This window comes from Lentzea chajnantorensis (assembly GCF_054300775.1).
In genome coordinates this window covers 7,738,945-7,756,069 of record NZ_JBSDZT010000002.1, presented here as the reverse complement: position 1 = coordinate 7,756,069, position 17,125 = coordinate 7,738,945, and the positions used below count along the sequence as shown (strand labels likewise).

The following is a 17,125-nucleotide window of genomic DNA, read 5'->3' as shown; positions in this document are numbered from 1 at the left end:
CTCGGACTACCCGCGCATTGCCCTGAAAATAAGTCCCGAAGGGGTTCCCGCGCACGCCAAATCTGTGCTACAAAGAATAGATTTGGGGTTTCGGAATGAATATTCCGGAAAGATAGATTTATTGTATCACGGGGGGCAAGGTGTTGGCGAGCGAACAGGCACGGATCACCTCTCTGTATGAAAAGCTCGACCAGGAACGGAACAAAGCGGCCGCCGATCTTGCGGCCGCCCTGCGGGACACCCACACCGGACGGCTGGACCGTGAAGCCAGCGTCCAGGTGCTGACCAGGCAGATTGGCAAGTACCGCGCAGCGGAGGACGGTCTGTGCTTCGGCCGGATCGACTCGGAGAACGGCGAAAGCACCTACATCGGGCGCGTCGGCCTGTTCGACGACGAGTTCCAGCCGCTGTTGCTGGACTGGCGCGCGCCGGCGGCGCGGCCGTTCTACACCGCGACCGCCGCGAATCCGGAAGGCCTCGTGTTGCGCCGCCACTTCCGCGTCCGCGACCGGGAGCTGCGCGATTTCCACGACGACGAGCTGCTGGCCGACGCGACCGCATTGCTCGACGCCCTCAACGCGCCGCGGACCGCGACGATGCGCGACATCGTCTCGACCATCCAGGCCGAGCAGGACGAGATCATCCGTTACTCCGGCCCCGGCGTGCTGGTGATCGAAGGCGGCCCCGGCACGGGCAAGACCGCGGTCGCGCTGCACCGCGTCGCGTACCTGCTGTACACGCGCCGCGAGCGCCTTTCCCGCCACGGCGTCCTGATCGTCGGACCGAACACCGGTTTCCTGCATTACGTCAGCGACGTGCTGCCATCGCTGGGGGAGACCGACGTCGTGTTCGCAACACCCGGCGAGCTCTATCCCGGAGTGGTCACCGACGTCGAGGACACCCCGTCGTTGCAACACCTCAAAGGCCATGTATCAGTGCTGGACCTGCTGGCCGTCGCCGTGGCCGACCGGCAGGAGCTCCCCGACGAGCCCATCGAAATCGAGCTTGAGGACGTCGTCGTCCCCCTTGACGCGCACGTCGCCGCCGTCGCACGCGAGAAGACGCGGTACTACGAGCTACCGCACAACGCGGCACGCAAGTACTTCTTCCTCGCTCTCGCCGAAGAGCTTCGTCGCCCCGGCGATGAAGCTTATCGGCGTCGACTGGCCCGAGATCGAGGAGGACGTGCGGCACGAGCTGCGCCACAGCACGGCATTGCGCGACGCCGTTGACCGGTTGTGGCCGGAGCTCACACCCGAGCAGCTGCTCGCCGACCTGTACGCGGGCCGGTGCTACCGGATCGGCGCACCCGAGCTGTACCGCGAAGCCGCCGACGCGTGGACGGTGTCCGATGTGCCGCTGCTCGACGAGCTCGCCGATCTGCTCGGCTCGGACGGCTCAGCCGAACGCCAGGCGCGGCGGGAGGAAGAGGAAGGACTTGCCTACGCCCGCGGTGTCATGGACGTGCTGTCGATCGATGAGCGTGCCGACGACGATGAGTACATCGTCACCGACTTCGTCAACGCCGAGACGCTCGCGTACCGGCACGAGGCACGCGACCACCGCACGCTCGCCGAACGAGCTGCCGACGACCGCACCTGGACCTACGGCCACGTCGTCGTCGACGAGGCACAGGAGCTGTCCGCAATGGACTGGCGCGTCCTGCTCCGTCGTTGCCCCAACAGGTCGATGACCGTCGTCGGCGACCTGGCGCAACGCCAAGCCGCAGGCGGCGCCCGCAGCTGGGGCTCGGTGTTCGACCGCTTCACCTACCGCAGGCTGGAGGTCAACTACCGCACTCCCGGCGAGATCATGGCCGTCGCCACCCCGGTGCTGAAGCTCGTCGACCCCGACGCCGCCGCACCGACGTCAGTGCGCAGCACCGGCGTCCGCCCCTGGGCCCGCCGCGTCACCGACCTCTCAGCGGCGGTCCGCGACGAGCTCGACGCACACGCCGAAGCTTTGCCCGGCCGCACGATCGCCGTGATCGGCGACGGCTGGATGCCGCCGAGGTCGTCCAAGGGGCTGGAGTTCGACGTCGTCATCGTCGTCGAACCGCAGCTCATGACCCCGAGCGAGCTGTACGTGGCGTTGACGAGGGCGACGCAACGACTCGGCGTCCTGCACACCGAGCCGCTCCCGCGTCACCTACGAAGTCTCCTCTGAGACCCAGCGGAGGTAATCGTCGTTGCCCCCGACGACGGGGGTGACGACGACCTCCGGCACGTCATAGCTGTGCTGGTTCTTGATGTGCGCGATCAGCTCGTCGATGCGAGCGGCAGACGTCTTCACGACGCACTGCCACTCGTCGTCGACGCGCACCTCACCGTCCCACCGGTAGACGCTGCGGATCGGCACGATTTGCACACACGCGCCCAGCCGTGCCTCGACGACCCCTCTCGCCAACGACTCCGCCGCCTCGGCGGAGTCCACGGTCGTCGTCACCACGTTCACGGTGGTCATACGGCGTCGATCTCCTTCAACAGCTGCTTCTTCAACGCATCCGGCGCGAACGACGCCCGAACTCCCGCTCGCGCCAGCTCCGCGAGCTTCATCGCTCCCGAACCCGAACTGCTCGTGGCACACCAGGTACTCGCGGTCGAGGTCGGTGTGGAACATGCCGGGGTCGTCGGTGCTGACCGTCACCGGCACACCGGCCTCCACCAGCCGCGGCAACGGGTGCTCGTCCAGCGACGCGACCGCGCCGGTCCGGATGTTCGACGTCGGGCACACCTCCAGCACGACGCCCTCGTCGGTGAGGTACCGCAGCAGCTCCGGGTCCTGCACCGCGCTGACGCCGTGTCCAATCCGTTCGGCACGCAGGTCCCGCACCGCGGCCCAGATCTCGCTGGGCGGCATCGTCTCGCCGGCATGCGGCACCATGTGCAGCCCGGCATCACGCGCCATCGCGAACGCCTCGCGGAACTTCGTCCGCGGCGAGTCCGCCTCGAACCCGCCGAGCCCGAACCCGACCAGCCCCTCCGGCCGGTGCTCGGTGGCGAACCGCGCACTCGTCATGCCCCAGTCGCGATCCCAGATGCCGGGCACGTCGAAGATCCACTGCAATGTCACACCGTGCAGCTCCAACGCCTCAGCCCGTCCCGCGGCCAACGCCTCGACGAGCTCGTCGGGCGCGATGCCGGCCCGCAGGTGACTCGTCGCACTCACGGTGACTTCCGCGTACCGGACGTTGGTCCGCGCCGCGTCACGCGCGTACCCGACGACCAGCGTGCGAACGTCCTCACCGGTCGTGACGAGGTCGTTGACGACGCCGTACACGGTGATGAAGTGCCGGAAGTCCGTGAACTCGTAGAACTTCCGCAGCTCGGCCTCGTCGGTCGGAACCGGACCGCCTGGGTGGTTGCGGGCGAGCGCGAGGACGGTGTCGACGGAAGCCGCGCCCACGAGGTGGACGTGCAGCTCGGCCTTCGGCAACGCGTGGACGAAGTCGGAAATGGGCACGGTCCATGCTCTCAGGTCAAGAGCCGTTCGACGGGTGACATGTCTTGCAGTCACGGGGAAGGGTGCAGGGCGAATCCCTGTCCCCGGCTTCGCATTGGGGGTGCCTCGTGAGGGGCGCACGAAGAGTCGCACTGCTGACCGCGGTGCTAGTTCTGCCGTTCCTGCCCGCCACGGCCACCGCTGCCGAGGGGCCGGTGTTCAAGGACGGCGAGGCGCAACCCGTCTTCGACCCGAAGGACGTGGTCAAGGAGAGCCTCTGGGTCCGCGCACCGGTCGACAGCGACCGCGACGGCAAGGACGACGAGGTCTACACCGAGGTCGTCCGGCCGCGTGCCACCGAACGAGGGCTCAAGGTCCCCGTCGTCTACATGGTCAGCCCGTACTTCTCCGGCGGCAACGACGTTCCCAACCACAACGTCGACGTCGAGCTGTACGTCCCCGACAAGCGCAACGGCCGTCTGCTCAAAGCCTCCTCCGACGAACGCGTCACCGCAGCCCTCGGTCCCAACCCGATCACGTCGGGTCGTTACGAGTCCTATTTCATCTCACGCGGCTACGCCGTCGTGTACGCCGAGTCGCTCGGCACCGGCAAGTCCACGGGGTGCCCAACGACGGGCGACGTCAACGAGACGATCGGCGCGCGTGTCGTCGTCGACTGGCTCAACGGCCGTGCGTCGGCACGCACCGCCACGGGCGAGGCGATCAAGGCGACGTGGTCGACCGGCAAGACCGGCATGATGGGTGTTTCCTACAACGGGACGCTGCCCAACGCCGTCGCCTCCACCGGCGTCCGCGGCCTCGAAGCGATCGTGCCGATCGCCGCGATCTCCAGCTGGTACGACTACTACCGCGCGGACGGCGCCGTCGTCGCCCCCGGCACGTTCCAGGGCGAGGACGCCGACGTGCTCGCGGACTACGTCTACACCCGCGCGGACCGCGAGATCTGCAAGCCGATCATCGCCGAGATCGCGAAGGACCAGGACCGCATCACCGGCGACTACAGCCGGTTCTGGGACAAGCGCAACTACCTCAACGACGTCCGCAAGGTGCGTGCGGCCGTCCTCGCCGTCCACGGGCTCAACGACTGGAACGTCAAGATGACGCACGTCGAGCAGTGGTACTCGGCGCTGAAGAAGGTCGGTGTGCCGCACAAGATCTGGCTGCACCAGTCCGGCCACACCGACGCCGACACGCTCCGCTCGGTCGAGTGGCGCCGCACCCTCAACCGCTGGTTCACCCAGTACCTGTGGGGCCACCGCAACGGCATCGACAAGGAGCCGCGCGCGACGATCCAGCGCGAGGACAAGACGTGGGTCGACGAGAAGGACTGGCCGGCCCCCGGCACGTCCGACGTGCGGCTGCGGCTGTCCGCGGGCGGACCGGCCAAGGGCGGCCTCGGCCTGCGACCCGGCCACGGCGTGGAGAACCTGACCGACGACGCGACGAAGACAGCCGAGTCGTTGATCGACCAGGCCACCTCGCCGAACCGCCTGTCCTACGCGACCGAGCCGACGCAGAAGCCGTTGCGCCTGTCCGGCAAGTCGACCGCGCACCTGCGGGTCGCGTTCGACCGTCCCGCCGCCAACGTCACGACGCTGCTCGTCGACCGCGCTCCGGACGGCAGGTCGCACGTCATCACCCGCGGCTGGACCGACCCGCAGAACCGCGAACGCCCCGACAAGACCTCGCCGGTCAAACCCGGCAAGTTCTACGACGTCGACGTGCCGATCGTGCCGGACGACTACGTCCTGCAGGCCGGGCACCGGCTCGAGTTCGTGCTGATCTCCAGCGACTACGACTACACGCTGCGCCCGAAGCCGGGTGCCGGCCTCTCGCTGGACCTCGCCAGGACCTCGGTCGAGCTGCCGGTCGTCGGCGGCTGGCGCGCGTTGTTCCAGACGTTCTGAGCTGTGGTGCCGCGCTTCGGTCTCGTGAGGGCTGAAGCGCGGCACGATAGCACTCACTCCCGAACCCGAGCGCCCCAAGATCTCAACCTGTCCACAACTCACGAGTAATCCACAGCTTCCACATCAACGAAGCCCCACAGCCCAGCCACCCGCCACAGTGGCACCATGCCCACAACCCTCCCCAAACCGATCCGCCTCCGCGCCCCCGGCGACCTCTACGCGGCCATCCCGCACCTGATGGGTTTCCACCCGACGGAGTCGCTCGTCGTGCTGGTCCTGCGGGACGGCGCGGTCTCCATGACGATGCGCGTCGACCTGCCCCGCACGCGACATAGAGGGCTTCTGGTGGCCCAGCTGGAAATGCCGCTCCTGGAGCAAGGCGCGGAGGGCGTGATCCTCGCGGTCATCAGCGCACCCTCTGAGCACATGCCGGAGGAGCTTCCGCACGAGCCGCTGATCACCGCACTTGCGAACAGTCTCGGCGGGCACGGCATCGATGTCCTCGAAGCCGTGTGGCTGCATGCGTGCGAGAAGGACGCACCGTGGTACTGCTACTTCGACCTCGACTGCCACGGGCGGTTGCCGGACCCGCAGGTGTCCGCAGTGGCCGCGGCGTGCGCGAGCGACGGCAACGTGACGTTCGAGTCGCGCGCCGCGCTGGCAGCGGTGGTCACGCTCGACTCGGTGGAGGCCCGCGAACGCAGGTCCGTGCTGCTCGACGAGCTGATGAACACCGAGGAACCGCCTGAGCCGGCAGCGGAACTCCGTCGCGTGCGTGCCGCGATCGACGCCTCGGAGCAACGCAAGGGACCGTTGTCCGACGCGGAGATCGTCGCGTTGAGCAGAGCCCTGGCGCACCCGGAGGTGCGTGACGCCTGCCTGTCGTACGCGGTGCAGAACAACGCCAGGGCGGCCGAACGGCTGTGGCTCGACCTCACGAGGTCCTGCCCGTCACCGGAACGCGCGGAACCCGCGTGTCTCCTGGCGTTCTTCGCCTACCACCGCGGCGACGGCGGACTCGCGTCGGTCGCGCTCGACGTGGCCGAAGAAGCCTGCTTCGGCCACGCGCTGGCGCGGCTGTTGCGCGGCGCACTGAGCGCCGCGCTGCCTCCCGAAGAGCTCAAGACGCTGGCGGACAAGGCCGTCCTGAACGCCCGCGAGCTGCTCTCCGCGGGAACTCAGAGCAGCTCCGGCCGCTCCCACTCCTGATCGAGGACGTGCTCGGCCAGGAACGCCCACACCGTCTCGTACCAGACCCGAGAGTTCCCGGGGGTGAGAATCCAGTGATTTTCCGTAGGAAAGTAAAGGTACTTCGCGGTGACGCCGTGCCGGACCAGGTCGAAGTACAGCCGCTGCCCCTCGCCGACGGGGACCCGGTAGTCCTTGTCCCCGTGGATGACGAGCATCGGCGTCTTGATGTCGGCGACCCGCAGGTGCGGGGAGTTGGCGAGGACCCGCTCGGGCCGGGTGATGGGGTCACCCATCTCCCGCATCCAGAAGTACGAGTCGTCGGTGGCGCCGGAGAACGCGTCGAGGTGCCACAGCGAGGCGTGGGTGACGATCGCGCGGAACCGGTCGGTCTGGGTGGCGATCCAGTTGGCCATGTAACCGCCGAAGGACCCGCCCATGGCGGCGGTGCGCGAGCCGTCGATCTCGGGCCGCTCGACGGTCACGTCGGTGATGGCCATGAGGTCGGTGTAGGGCTCGGCGCCCCAGCGACCCCAGCCGGCCGCGATGAAGTCGGGCCCGTACCCCGTGGACAGCGCGGGGTCGGGCAGCAGGACGGCGTAGCCGCGGGCGGCCATGAGCCACGGGTTCCAGCGCCACGTCCAGCCGTTCCAGCTCATCACGGGTCCACCGTGGACCCAGAGCAGCAGCGGGGCGGGGGAGTCCGCGGAGGCACCGTCGGGCAGCACCAGCCAGGCGCGGACGGTCCTGCCGTCGGCCACGACGGTGGAGACCTCGGTGAGCGTGCCGGGCACCGAGGTCAGGGCACCGGGGGCGGGCAGCCGCACCGGGTCCTGGTCAGCTCCGGTGCTGGCGAACCGCACGGGCTGTGGCGGGTGGTCGACCGAGTTGCGCAGTGCGTACAGCGTCTCGCCGTCCGGGCTCACGACCACGTCGCTGTAGTAACCCGAGAGCGTCAGCTTCGTGACCTCGCCCGTGGCGAGGTCGAGCCGCCACACCGGCTGGTGCCCGAGGTGGCTCGCGACGAAGAAGACGGCCGAGGAGTCGGGGCTCACCACCGGGTGCGCCGGTTCTTCCTGGAAGTCCGGCGCCAGTGGCGTGATCGAGTCGTCGGCCAGGTCGATGCGCACCAGGCTGCTGCGGTACGGCGCGTCCGCGGTGGACTCGCGGAACCGGATGGCGATCACGTCCGAGGAGCCGTGGGTGAACGCGGCGTCGAAGAACGAGAAGCCTTCCTCGGAGGCGATGATCCGCGAGGAGCTGCCGTCGGTGGCGACGAGCCGCAGCTCGGTCCGGCGGCCGTAGGCGGCACTGACGTCGACGGCGTACCCGTGGACGGCCCACCTGCCGTCGGGGCTGAGCGCGATGTCCTCGTCGCTCAGCCTGCTCTCGGAGTCGTCGCTGAGGGCGGTGACGTGCTCGGCAGCCGGGCTGTCCAGCGGGACGGAGAACAGCCGCGGGTAGCTGGGGCCGAGGTCGGAGTCCCAGTACCGGATCGGGTAGGACTCGTGCAGGATCGCCGTCACGCCGGCGTCCTCGCGGGCCTTGCGCTTGGCGTCGTCTTCGCCGCCGAACTCCGCGAGGCGGTGCGCGTACGACGTCAGCAGCAGCGTCTCGCCCGCGACACGCACCTGGCCGACCCCGCCGCCGGGCCGCAGCACCTCGGCGGCCTCGCCGCGGACCGGCAGCCGCCACAGCGCCGTCTTGTCCTTGGCCTCGTCCGGCTTCGTGAGCGGGTCCGGGCGCTTCGACAGGAACAGCAGCGAACCGTCCGGCGCGAAGACCGGCGCGGCGTCGCTCTTCGTGGAGTAGGTGAGGCGGGTGGCGTCCCGCTCACCGGTGGGGTCGACCTCCCAGAGGGCGCCCTGCCAGGTCTTGCCGTCCGGCGCGAGCGAGGAGACGACGGTGACGAGCCGCGTGCCGTCCGGGGACAGCGCGAGCGACGCGAGCCGCGGGGTGGAGTTGTAGCTCTCGAAAGAGGCGAAGTCGGTCATCGTGGTTCAGGCTCCGTGTCGGGCGCGGGTGAACTCCCACGCGTCGCGGACGATGCCGGCGAGGTCGGCGCGCTCGGGCTTCCACCCGAGCTCGGTGCGGGCCCGCTCGGCGGAGGCGACGAGAACAGCAGGGTCTCCTGCCCGCCGCGGTGCGACGACTGCGGGGATCGGGTGGCCGGTGACCTCGCGGCACGTGTCGATGACCTGCTTCACCGAGAAGCCCGTGCCGTTGCCGAGGTTGTAGATCCGGTGCTCGCCGGCAGTAGCGTGGTCGAGCGCCAGGAGGTGGGCGTCGGCGAGGTCCGTGACGTGGATGTAGTCGCGGACGCAGGTGCCGTCCTCGGTCGGCCAGTCCTCGCCGTAGATCGAGATGTGCTCCCGCTGACCGAGCGCGACCTGCAGCACGAGCGGGATCAGGTGGGTCTCGGTCGCGTGCCGCTCGCCGATGCTGCCGTAGGCGCCGGCGACGTTGAAGTACCGCAGGCTCGTCGCGGCCAGCCCGTGGGCGGCGGCGTACGACGTGATCGCGTGGTCGATGGCCAGCTTGGTGGCGCCGTAGGTGTTGGTGGGCTGCGTGGGCGCGGTCTCGGGGATCGGCACCTCCCGCGGCTCGCCGTACGTCGCGGCAGTCGAGGAGAAGACGAGCTTCGGCGTGCCGTGCTCCTTCATCGCGGTGAGCAGGCGAACCGCGGTGAGGACGTTGCCCGTCCAGTACTTCCCGGGGTCCTGCATGGACTCACCGACGAGGGACTTCGCGGCGAAGTGCAGCACACCGTCGAAGCCCTCGGCGAGGACGTCGCCGATCACCTCGGCGATGTCACCCCGCACGAAGCGCGCACCCGCGGGAACGGCGTCCTCGTGGCCGGTGGAGAGGTCGTCGAGCACGACCACCTCGTGCCCAGCTTCGAGCAGGCGCGCAGCGCAGACGCTGCCGACGTAGCCGGCCCCGCCCGTCACGAGCAGCTTCACCACAGTCCTCGCAATCCTCGTCAAGATCGGTTTCCGCTACCTGTCCCGGCCCGCGCCCGCAGAGGGAACCGCCGTGAAAAGTCGCGGCCGCACGAGCGAACGCGCGGCGAAGGCGGCGAGCACGGCCCGCTCGACCGCGTTGTGCCGTTCGACGGGCACGAGGGCGATCGCGGAGCCGCCGAAGCCGCCGCCGGTCATCCGGGCGCCGAGCGCCCCGGCCGCCCTCGACGCCTCGACCGCGACGTCGAGTTCGAGGCAGGAGACTCGGTAGTCTTCGTCAAGGCTCACGTGCGACGCCGAAAGAAGAGGGCCGATCTCGGCGAGCCGGCCCGCGCGCAGCAGGTCGACGGTCCGCAGGACGCGATCGTTCTCGGTCACCACGTGCCGCACCAGCGGACGCAGCTCTTCGGGCAGCCGGACGAGCGCGTCGTCGAGCTCGGTGATGTCCACGTCGCGCAGCGCGGGAACGCCGAGGATGCCGGCGGCCCGCTCGCAGCCCGCCCGCCGGGCGCCGTAGCCGCCGTCGACGTGGGAGTGGCTGGCGCGGGTGTCGATAACCAGCACCTCAAGGCCGCTGGCGGCGGCGTCGAACGCGACCTGCTCCGACTTGCCGGAGCGTACGTCGTAAAACAGTGCGTGCGCTTCGATGCAGGACAGCGATGCCGTCTGGTCCAGGATGCCGGTCGGCGCGCCCACGAAGTCGTTCTCCGACCGCTGCACCCAGCGCGCGATGTCCGGCCGTTCGGCGGTCACGTCCGCCAGGCCCAGCAGCGCGAGCGCGACTGCGCATTCAAGGGCGTGCGAGGACGACAAGCCCGCGCCGGCGGGCACGTCGCCCGCGATCACGAGGTCCGCTCCTGCGGTCACCGGGAGGCCCTGTTCGCGCAGGGCCCAGGCGACGCCGCCGGGGTACGCGGCCCACCCGCGGATGGTGCGAGGCGCTAGGTCGGCGACCGCGACCGGCGCCGCGTGCTGCACCCCGCCGTCGTCGCCCAGCGTGCTGACAGCGAGCACACCGTCGGCACGGGGCGATGCCGCGACCGCGGTGCGGTGGGGCAGGGCGAATGGCAGCACGTAGCCGTCGTTGTAGTCGGTGTGCTCGCCGATGAGGTTGACGCGGCCGGGTGCCGACCAGACCCCGTGAGGTGCACGTCCGTGCAGGCGGTGGAACGTCTCCGCCGCCTTGGCGGCCGGAGTCGTCGTCGCCTGGGTCACCGGGCGAGCACCAGCACGGCGTGGGCGACCGCCGGGTCGAGTTCGGCCAGGTTGCCGTTCGGGCCGCGCACCTGGATGACCTTGGCGTTGCCGAGCGACTCCACCTTGACGGTGCCGCCGGGGATGACGCCGGCCTCCTTCAGTTCGGCCATCAGGTCCGGGTCGAGCTGGACGTGCTCGGCGATGCGGCGCACCTCGACGGGGCCACCGCCGCGGCGGGCCACCTCGTCGATGCGCACGAGGTCCGCCTCGGCGGGCGGGGCGGGCTCGCCGTCGCCCAGCTTGTCGAGACCGGGGATGGGGTTGCCGTAAGGGGAGGTGGTGGGGTTGCCGAGGAGTTTGATGAGTTTGCGTTCGACCGCTTCGCTCATGACGTGTTCCCAGCGGCAGGCCTCGCTGTGGACGTGCTCCCACTCGAGCCCGATGATGTCCACGAGGAGTCGCTCGGCGAGCCGGTGCTTGCGCATGACGGCGATCGCCAGGTTGCGGCCCTGGTCGGTGAGTTCGAGGTGACGGTCTTCCGCCACGACGACCAGGCCGTCGCGCTCCATGCGGCCGACGGTCTGGCTCACAGTCGGTCCACTTTGGCCGAGGCGCTCGGCGATGCGGGCGCGCAGGGGCACCACGCCTTCTTCTTCGAGCTCGTAGATCGTGCGGAGATACATCTCCGTGGTGTCGATGAGGTCGTTCACACCCGCTCCCCTTCGTGTGGTGTCAATGGTAGTCGTGCCGGGGGACACAGGTGTCCGCGCGGTGCAGGATGTGACCCGTGCATGCCTTGATCACTCCTGAAGCCCTCGCTGACGCGCTGAGTGCGCGGCCGGCGGCCGTTGTGCTGGATGTCCGGTGGCGGCTCGGTGGGCCGCCCGGACGCCAAGACTACGAGGTCAGCCACGTGCCCGGCGCGGTGTACGTGGACCTGGACACCGAGTTGTCCGCCCCGCCGGGGGTGGGCGGCAGGCATCCGCTGCCCGATCCGGAGCGGCTGCAGGAGGTGCTGCGGCGTGCCGGGGTGCGTGAGGGTGGCCGGGTCGTGGCCTATGACGCGGGTGACGGTTCGGTGGCGGCGCGGGTGTGGTGGCTCCTGCGGTGGGCCGGGTTCAGGGACGTGGCGGTGCTGGACGGCGGGTTCGCCGCCTGGGAGGCGGCGGGGTTGCCGGTGAGCGCCGAGGAGGTCGTGCCGGAGGAGGGGGACGTCGTGGTGCGGGCCGGGCAGATGCCGGTGCTGGACGCGGACGGTGCGGCGGCGCTGGCGCGGGACGGGGTGCTGCTGGACGCGCGGGCGCCGCAGCGGTACCGCGGGGAGACCGAGCCCGTGGACCCGAAGGCGGGGCACGTTCCCGGGGCGCTCAACGCGCCGTCGGCCGGGCATGTCGGGGCCGACGGGCGGTGGCTCGGTGCGGAGGAACTGGCGGAGCGGTTCGCCGGGATCGGGGTGCCGGCGGAGGCGGGCGGTGCGGTGGCCGTCGGCGCGTACTGCGGGTCGGGCGTGACCGCGTCGTCCGTGGTGCTCGCGTTGGAGGTGGCGGGGATCACGTCGGCGGAGGAGCCGGCGGCGTTGTACGCCGGGTCGTGGTCGAACTGGTGTGCGTTGGACAGGGAGGTGGCGACGGGCTGACGGGTGACCAGCCGGGATGGCTGGTCCGGGGTCAGGCGTTCGGGATGCGGTCGAAGCCGGCGGTGGCGAGTTTCAGGGCGGCGCCGCAGGTGTCCAGTTCGTCGAGGGCGAGAACGCTCACCGAGAAGGCGGTGGTGATGGCGGTGGGGTCGTCGGTCAGCATGACGGTGACCTGGCAGTCCTCTTTGGAGGTGGCGACCTGCCAGGCGGTGTTGCCGCCGATCTCGATCTGCTTCTTCTCGCCCTCCTCGTCGACCACCTCGGGGACGGTGACCATCTGGGTCACCACCACGGAGGGGTTGGAGAGGGTGTGGATGCAGCCGCCGTCCGCCGCGGACTTGCCGCCGGTCGCGGCCTCGACGTCGGCGGCCTTGAGGACGCCGCAGGTTTCGAGGCCGGCGGTCTTCTTCTTGGTGGCGATCTTGATGTCGCCCGGTTTGGTCGGGACGCTGCTGGTGGAGGGGGTCTTCTGCGTGGTGCTGGTGGACGGCTTCTTCGAGGTGGAGACCGGGGCCTCCGGTTCGGGGACCGCGTTGGTGTCGGCGACGGCCGAGCCCTTGACCTGCTCCGCGCAGCCCGTGGCGGCGGTGAGGACGAGGCCCAGTGCGAGGAGGAGGGCTGCTGCTGGTCGCGGGTGCATGTCGCCTCTGACCCCTGTTCGGTGGGTTCGGTTCCGGGGCCGTGGGGGGTTCACGCCCGGCGAGGGGACTGTAGGCGCCGGGCGGGGCACGGGCACACGGGGCGACCATGTTGTGATCACGGGTTGGGCCGATCGGTGGGTAGGTTGCAGGCATGGGTAAGCCAGCCGCTGTTGTCTGGGACAGGTCCTTCCTCGGGTACGACCTCGGTGGCGACCACCCGCTGAACCCCGTGCGGCTCGACCTCACGGTGCGGCTCGCGACGGCGCTCGGGGTGCTGCAGGACGTGGAGCTGCTCGTCCCGGAGCCGGCCGGCGACGAGGAGATCGAGCTGGTGCACCGGCCGGGGTACCTGAGCGCGGTGCAGGCGGCGCCCACCGCCGGGTGGGACGTGGGGCACGGGCTGGGGACGCCGGACAACCCGGTGTTCGAGCGGATGCACGAGGCGTCGGCGCTGGTGGTGGGCGGGTCGCTGAGGGCGGCGCGGGCCATCGCGAGCGGGGAGGCCGACCGGGCGGTCAACATCGCCGGTGGGCTGCACCACGCCATGCCCGACAGCGCGGCGGGGTTCTGCGTCTACAACGACTGCGCGGTGGCCATCGAGTGGCTGTTGCGCAACGGGGTCGAGCGCATCGCGTACGTGGACGTCGACGTGCACCACGGGGACGGGGTGCAGACGGCGTTCTGGGACGACCCGCGGGTGTTGACGGTGTCGTTGCACCAGCACCCGATGAGCCTGTGGCCGGGCACCGGGTGGGCCGGTGAGGTCGGCGGCGCGGGGGCCGAGGGGAGTGCGGTCAACGTGGCGTTGCCGGCCGGTACGAAGGACGGGGCGTGGTTGCGGGCGTTCCACGCGACGGTGCCGGCGCTGCTGACGGCGTTCCGGCCGCAGGTGCTGGTCACGCAGTGCGGGGTCGACACGCACAAGGAGGACCCGCTGGCGGACCTCGAGCTGAGCGTGGACGGGCACCGGGCCATCTACCAGGCGTTCCGCGAGCTGGTGACCGAGCACGGGTTCAAGTGGCTGGCTCTCGGCGGCGGCGGGTACGAGCTGCTGCGGGTGGTGCCGCGGTCGTGGACGCACCTGCTCGCGACGGTGCTGGACCGCGATGTGGACGTGCACCGGCCGTTGCCCGCGGAGTGGGTGGCGCACGCGACGCGCATCGCGCCCGGCTGGCCGCTGCCTGCGTCGATGACCGATGAGTGCGACCCTGGACACCAGCCGTGGGGCGGGGACGCGGAGGAGCCGGTGGACCGGGCGATCCGCGAGACGCGTCGTGCGGTGTTCCCCCTGCACGGACTCGACCCGGACGACCCGAGGGACTGACACCAGTGGCCGACGACACGAACGGGCACAGGGATCCGTTCGACTTCCCGCGGCACTGGGAGGCCGACGTCGTCCTCAGCGACGGCGGCACCGTGCACCTGCGGCCGATCACGCCGGACGACGCCGAGCAGCTCAGGGAGTTCCACGGCAGGCTGTCCGAGCGGACGCGGTACTTCCGCTACTTCGGGCCCTACCCGCGGATTCCGCAGCGCGACCTCGAGCGGTTCAGCACGGTCGACCACCACGACCGGGTGGCGCTCATCGCGGTGCTCGGCGACGACATCGTCGCGGTCGGCCGGTTCGACCGGCTGCACCGCGGGGAGTCGGCGGAGGTCGCGTTCGTCGTCGAGGACGCGCACCAGGGGCGCGGGCTCGGCAGCATCCTGCTGGAGCACCTCGCGGCCGCGGCCAGGGAGGTCGGGCTCGCCCGGTTCGAGGCCGAGGTGCTGGCCGAGAACGGGCAGATGGTCCGGGTGTTCCGCGACGCCGGCTACCAGGTCAGCAGGGCGTTCGAGGAGGGCGTGCTGCACCTGGAGTTCGCGATCGACCCGACCGACGAGTCCGTCGCCGTCGCCAGGGCGCGCGAGCAGGCCGCCGAGGCGCGCAGCGTGCACAACCTGCTGCACCCGCGCAGCGTCGCGGTCATCGGGGCGTCCACCGACCCGACGAAGATCGGGCACGCGGTGCTCAAGAACCTGCTCGAAGCCGACTTCAACGGGCCCGTCTACCCGGTCAACGCCGAGCACCGCGCGGTGCGGGGCGTGCGGGCGTACCCGACCGTGCTCGACATCCCCGACGATGTCGACCTCGCCGTCGTCGCCGTACCGGCGGCCAGTGTCGACGAGGTCATGGACGGGTGCCTCGCGAAGGGCGTGAAGGCGCTGGTTGTCGTGTCGAGCGGCTACGGAGAGACGGGGCCGGACGGGCTGTCCGCCGAACGCCGGCTCGCGGCCGAGGCCAGGGCGCACGGCATGCGGGTCGTGGGGCCCAACGCCCTCGGCGTGCTCAACCTCGACCCCAGGGTCCGCCTGAACGCGAGCCTCGCGCCGAAGCTGCCGGAGAAGGGCCGCGCGGGGTTCTTCTGCCAGTCCGGCGCGCTCGGCACGGCCATCCTCGCCAACGCCGCCGGCTGGGGCCTGGGGCTGTCGACGTTCGTGTCGGCGGGCAACCGGGCCGATGTCTCCGGCAACGACCTGCTGCAGTACTGGGAGACCGACCCCGCCACCGACGTCGTGCTGCTCTACCTGGAGTCCTTCGGCAACCCGCGCAAGTTCGCCCGGCTCGCTCGCAGGCTCGGCCGCACCAAGCCGATCGTCGCCGTGAAGTCCGGCCGGCACGCCGTCACGCCCGGCCTGGCCGCGACCGGCGTCAAGGTCGACGAGGCGAGCGTCCAGGCGTTGTTCGAGCAGGCCGGCGTGATCAGGGTCGACTCGCTGGCCCAGCTCTTCGACACCGCCCTGCTGCTGGCCCACCAGCCGCTGCCGAAGGGCAAGCGGGTCGCCGTCGTCGGCAACTCCACCGCCATCGGCCTGCTCGCCGCGGACACGCTGCTCGCCCAGGACCTCGCGCTCGCGGGCGACCCGGTCGACGTCGGCGCCCAGGCCACGCCGGAGGAGTTCGCGAAGGCCGTGCGGGAAGCCCTCGAACGGCCCGAGACCGACGCGCTGGTGGTCGTGTTCGTGCCGCCGGTGGCGGTTCCGGGCACCGCCTATGCCCGCGCGTTGAAAGAGGCCGCGCACCGCACGAAACCGATCGTGTCGACGTTCCTCGCGGTCGAAGGAATTCCCGAGGAGCTGAAGGTTCCCGGGAAAGGCTCCATTCCCAGTTACGCGAGCCCGGAACGCGCGGTTCTCGCATTGGCGCGAGCGGTTCGTTATGCACGATGGCGCGCCGCGCCCCAGGGCCACTTCATGCGGCCGGAAGGCATCGACGCGGCCGCGGCCAGATCCATTGTGGACGAGAGGATCGAGGCGACCGACCGCGCGATCGACGACCGCACGGCCGTCGAGCTGCTGAGGTGCTACGGCATCGACGTCGTCCCGTTCCGCATCGCCCACAGCGCGGAAGAGGCTGCTCAGGCCGCGGCCGGGCTCGGCTACCCAGTCGCGATGAAGGCCACCAGCGAACGGCTGCGCCACCGCACGGACCTGGTCGGCGTGCGGCTCGACATCGCCCAGGTGGAATCGGTCAAGGCCGCCTACCGGGACCTCGCGGCGCTGTCCGGCAAACCGGACGTGTACGTGCAACGCATGGCGCCCAAGGGAGTCAGCTGCGTCCTGGGCCTGCAGGACGACCCCAGCTTCGGCACGCTGGTCTCGTTCGGACTGTCCGGCGTCGTCAGCGACCTGCTCGGCGACCGGGCCTACCGGGCGGTACCGCTGACCGACACCGACGCGGCGGAGCTCGTCGCGGCACCGAAGGCGGCACCGTTGCTGACGGGCTACCGCGGCGACGAACCCGCTGACCTGAAAGCCCTCCAGGACCTGGTACTCCGTTTGGCGGCATTGGCGGAGGACCTGCCGGAGGTGCGTTCGCTGAAGCTCGAACCAGTTCTTGCTTCTGCCGCAGGCGCTTTCGTCAGCAGTGCCCGAATAGTGCTCGGACCTCCTCCTTCGTTGCACGACGCGGGTCCGCGGCGGCTGCGCTGACCCCGGTTACGGCAACGATTCCGCAGGTTTCATCCACGCTGAGGTATGGACATGCGTCCACGGGCCGCCTAGGTTTCCGACATCGCCGAGCACACACAGGAAGTTGCATCGGCGCATGCCCGTGGAACCCAGCTGTAAGAGGGACGAATGACGCCGAGA

The 17,125-nt window shown here is 70.4% G+C and carries 13 protein-coding genes; 7 read left to right on the top strand and 6 right to left on the bottom strand.

The features are described 5' to 3' along the window. Positions 1-143 precede the first annotated feature (143 nt). On the top strand, positions 144-1,232 hold the full coding sequence (locus tag ACVDFE_RS36995) for a HelD family protein (RefSeq protein ID WP_458433708.1): 1,089 nt from the start codon (positions 144-146) through the stop codon (positions 1,230-1,232). Continuing rightward, complete coding sequence (locus ACVDFE_RS36990) at positions 1,144-2,166, top strand: ATP-binding domain-containing protein (protein ID WP_458433707.1); 1,023 nt, start codon at positions 1,144-1,146, stop codon at positions 2,164-2,166. The genes ACVDFE_RS36995 and ACVDFE_RS36990 overlap by 89 nt, the downstream gene beginning before the upstream one ends. Here the strand turns inward: ACVDFE_RS36990 and add are convergent. Then, positions 2,149-3,462, bottom strand: a complete 1,314-nt coding sequence (gene add, locus ACVDFE_RS36985; protein ID WP_458433706.1) for an adenosine deaminase — start codon at positions 3,460-3,462, stop codon at positions 2,149-2,151. The genes ACVDFE_RS36990 and add overlap by 18 nt on opposite strands. A 107-nt stretch (positions 3,463-3,569) precedes the next feature. Between add and ACVDFE_RS36980 the strand changes: the two genes are divergently transcribed. Then, a complete protein-coding gene (locus ACVDFE_RS36980; RefSeq protein WP_458433705.1) occupies positions 3,570-5,369 on the top strand; it encodes a Xaa-Pro dipeptidyl-peptidase in 1,800 nt (599 codons plus the stop codon). A 165-nt stretch (positions 5,370-5,534) separates the two neighbouring features. After that, entirely contained in the window at positions 5,535-6,578 is a 1,044-nt protein-coding gene (locus ACVDFE_RS36975; protein WP_458433704.1) for a DUF4192 domain-containing protein, read from the top strand. On the opposite strand, the gene ACVDFE_RS36970 is transcribed toward ACVDFE_RS36975, so the two are convergent. Genes ACVDFE_RS36970 through ACVDFE_RS36955 form a run of 4 tightly spaced genes read right to left on the bottom strand, consistent with a single transcriptional unit; the run spans position 6,548 to position 11,427 of the window. After that, positions 6,548-8,551, bottom strand: a complete 2,004-nt coding sequence (locus ACVDFE_RS36970) for a S9 family peptidase (RefSeq protein ID WP_458433703.1) — start codon at positions 8,549-8,551, stop codon at positions 6,548-6,550. The two genes, ACVDFE_RS36975 and ACVDFE_RS36970, sit on opposite strands and share 31 nt — an antisense overlap. 6 nt (positions 8,552-8,557) lie before the next feature. Next, positions 8,558-9,520 (bottom strand): UDP-glucose 4-epimerase GalE, encoded by a 963-nt coding sequence (gene galE, locus ACVDFE_RS36965; RefSeq protein ID WP_360398402.1) that lies wholly within the window; start codon positions 9,518-9,520, stop codon positions 8,558-8,560. A gap of 36 nt (positions 9,521-9,556) precedes the next feature. Beyond that, a complete protein-coding gene (gene galK / locus ACVDFE_RS36960; protein WP_458433702.1) occupies positions 9,557-10,735 on the bottom strand; it encodes a galactokinase in 1,179 nt (392 codons plus the stop codon). Beyond that, on the bottom strand, positions 10,732-11,427 hold the full coding sequence (locus tag ACVDFE_RS36955; protein WP_458433701.1) for an iron dependent repressor, metal binding and dimerization domain protein: 696 nt from the start codon (positions 11,425-11,427) through the stop codon (positions 10,732-10,734). Before ACVDFE_RS36955 ends, galK begins: the two co-directional genes overlap by 4 nt. A gap of 77 nt (positions 11,428-11,504) precedes the next feature. On the opposite strand from ACVDFE_RS36955, the gene ACVDFE_RS36950 reads away from it, so the two are divergent. Next, a complete protein-coding gene (locus tag ACVDFE_RS36950; protein WP_458433700.1) occupies positions 11,505-12,353 on the top strand; it encodes a sulfurtransferase in 849 nt (282 codons plus the stop codon). A 31-nt stretch (positions 12,354-12,384) separates the two neighbouring features. Here the strand turns inward: ACVDFE_RS36950 and ACVDFE_RS36945 are convergent, their stop codons facing one another. Continuing rightward, complete coding sequence (locus ACVDFE_RS36945) at positions 12,385-12,993, bottom strand: hypothetical protein (RefSeq protein ID WP_458433699.1); 609 nt, start codon at positions 12,991-12,993, stop codon at positions 12,385-12,387. A 152-nt stretch (positions 12,994-13,145) separates the two neighbouring features. Here ACVDFE_RS36945 and ACVDFE_RS36940 point away from each other — a divergent pair, with 152 nt between their 5' ends. Beyond that, complete coding sequence (locus ACVDFE_RS36940) at positions 13,146-14,318, top strand: acetoin utilization protein AcuC (protein ID WP_458433698.1); 1,173 nt, start codon at positions 13,146-13,148, stop codon at positions 14,316-14,318. A 5-nt stretch (positions 14,319-14,323) separates the two neighbouring features. Continuing rightward, positions 14,324-16,966: a bifunctional acetate--CoA ligase family protein/GNAT family N-acetyltransferase gene (locus tag ACVDFE_RS36935; RefSeq protein WP_458433697.1), complete on the top strand. Its 2,643-nt coding sequence runs from the start codon at positions 14,324-14,326 to the stop codon at positions 16,964-16,966. The last annotated feature ends 159 nt before the right edge of the window (positions 16,967-17,125 follow it).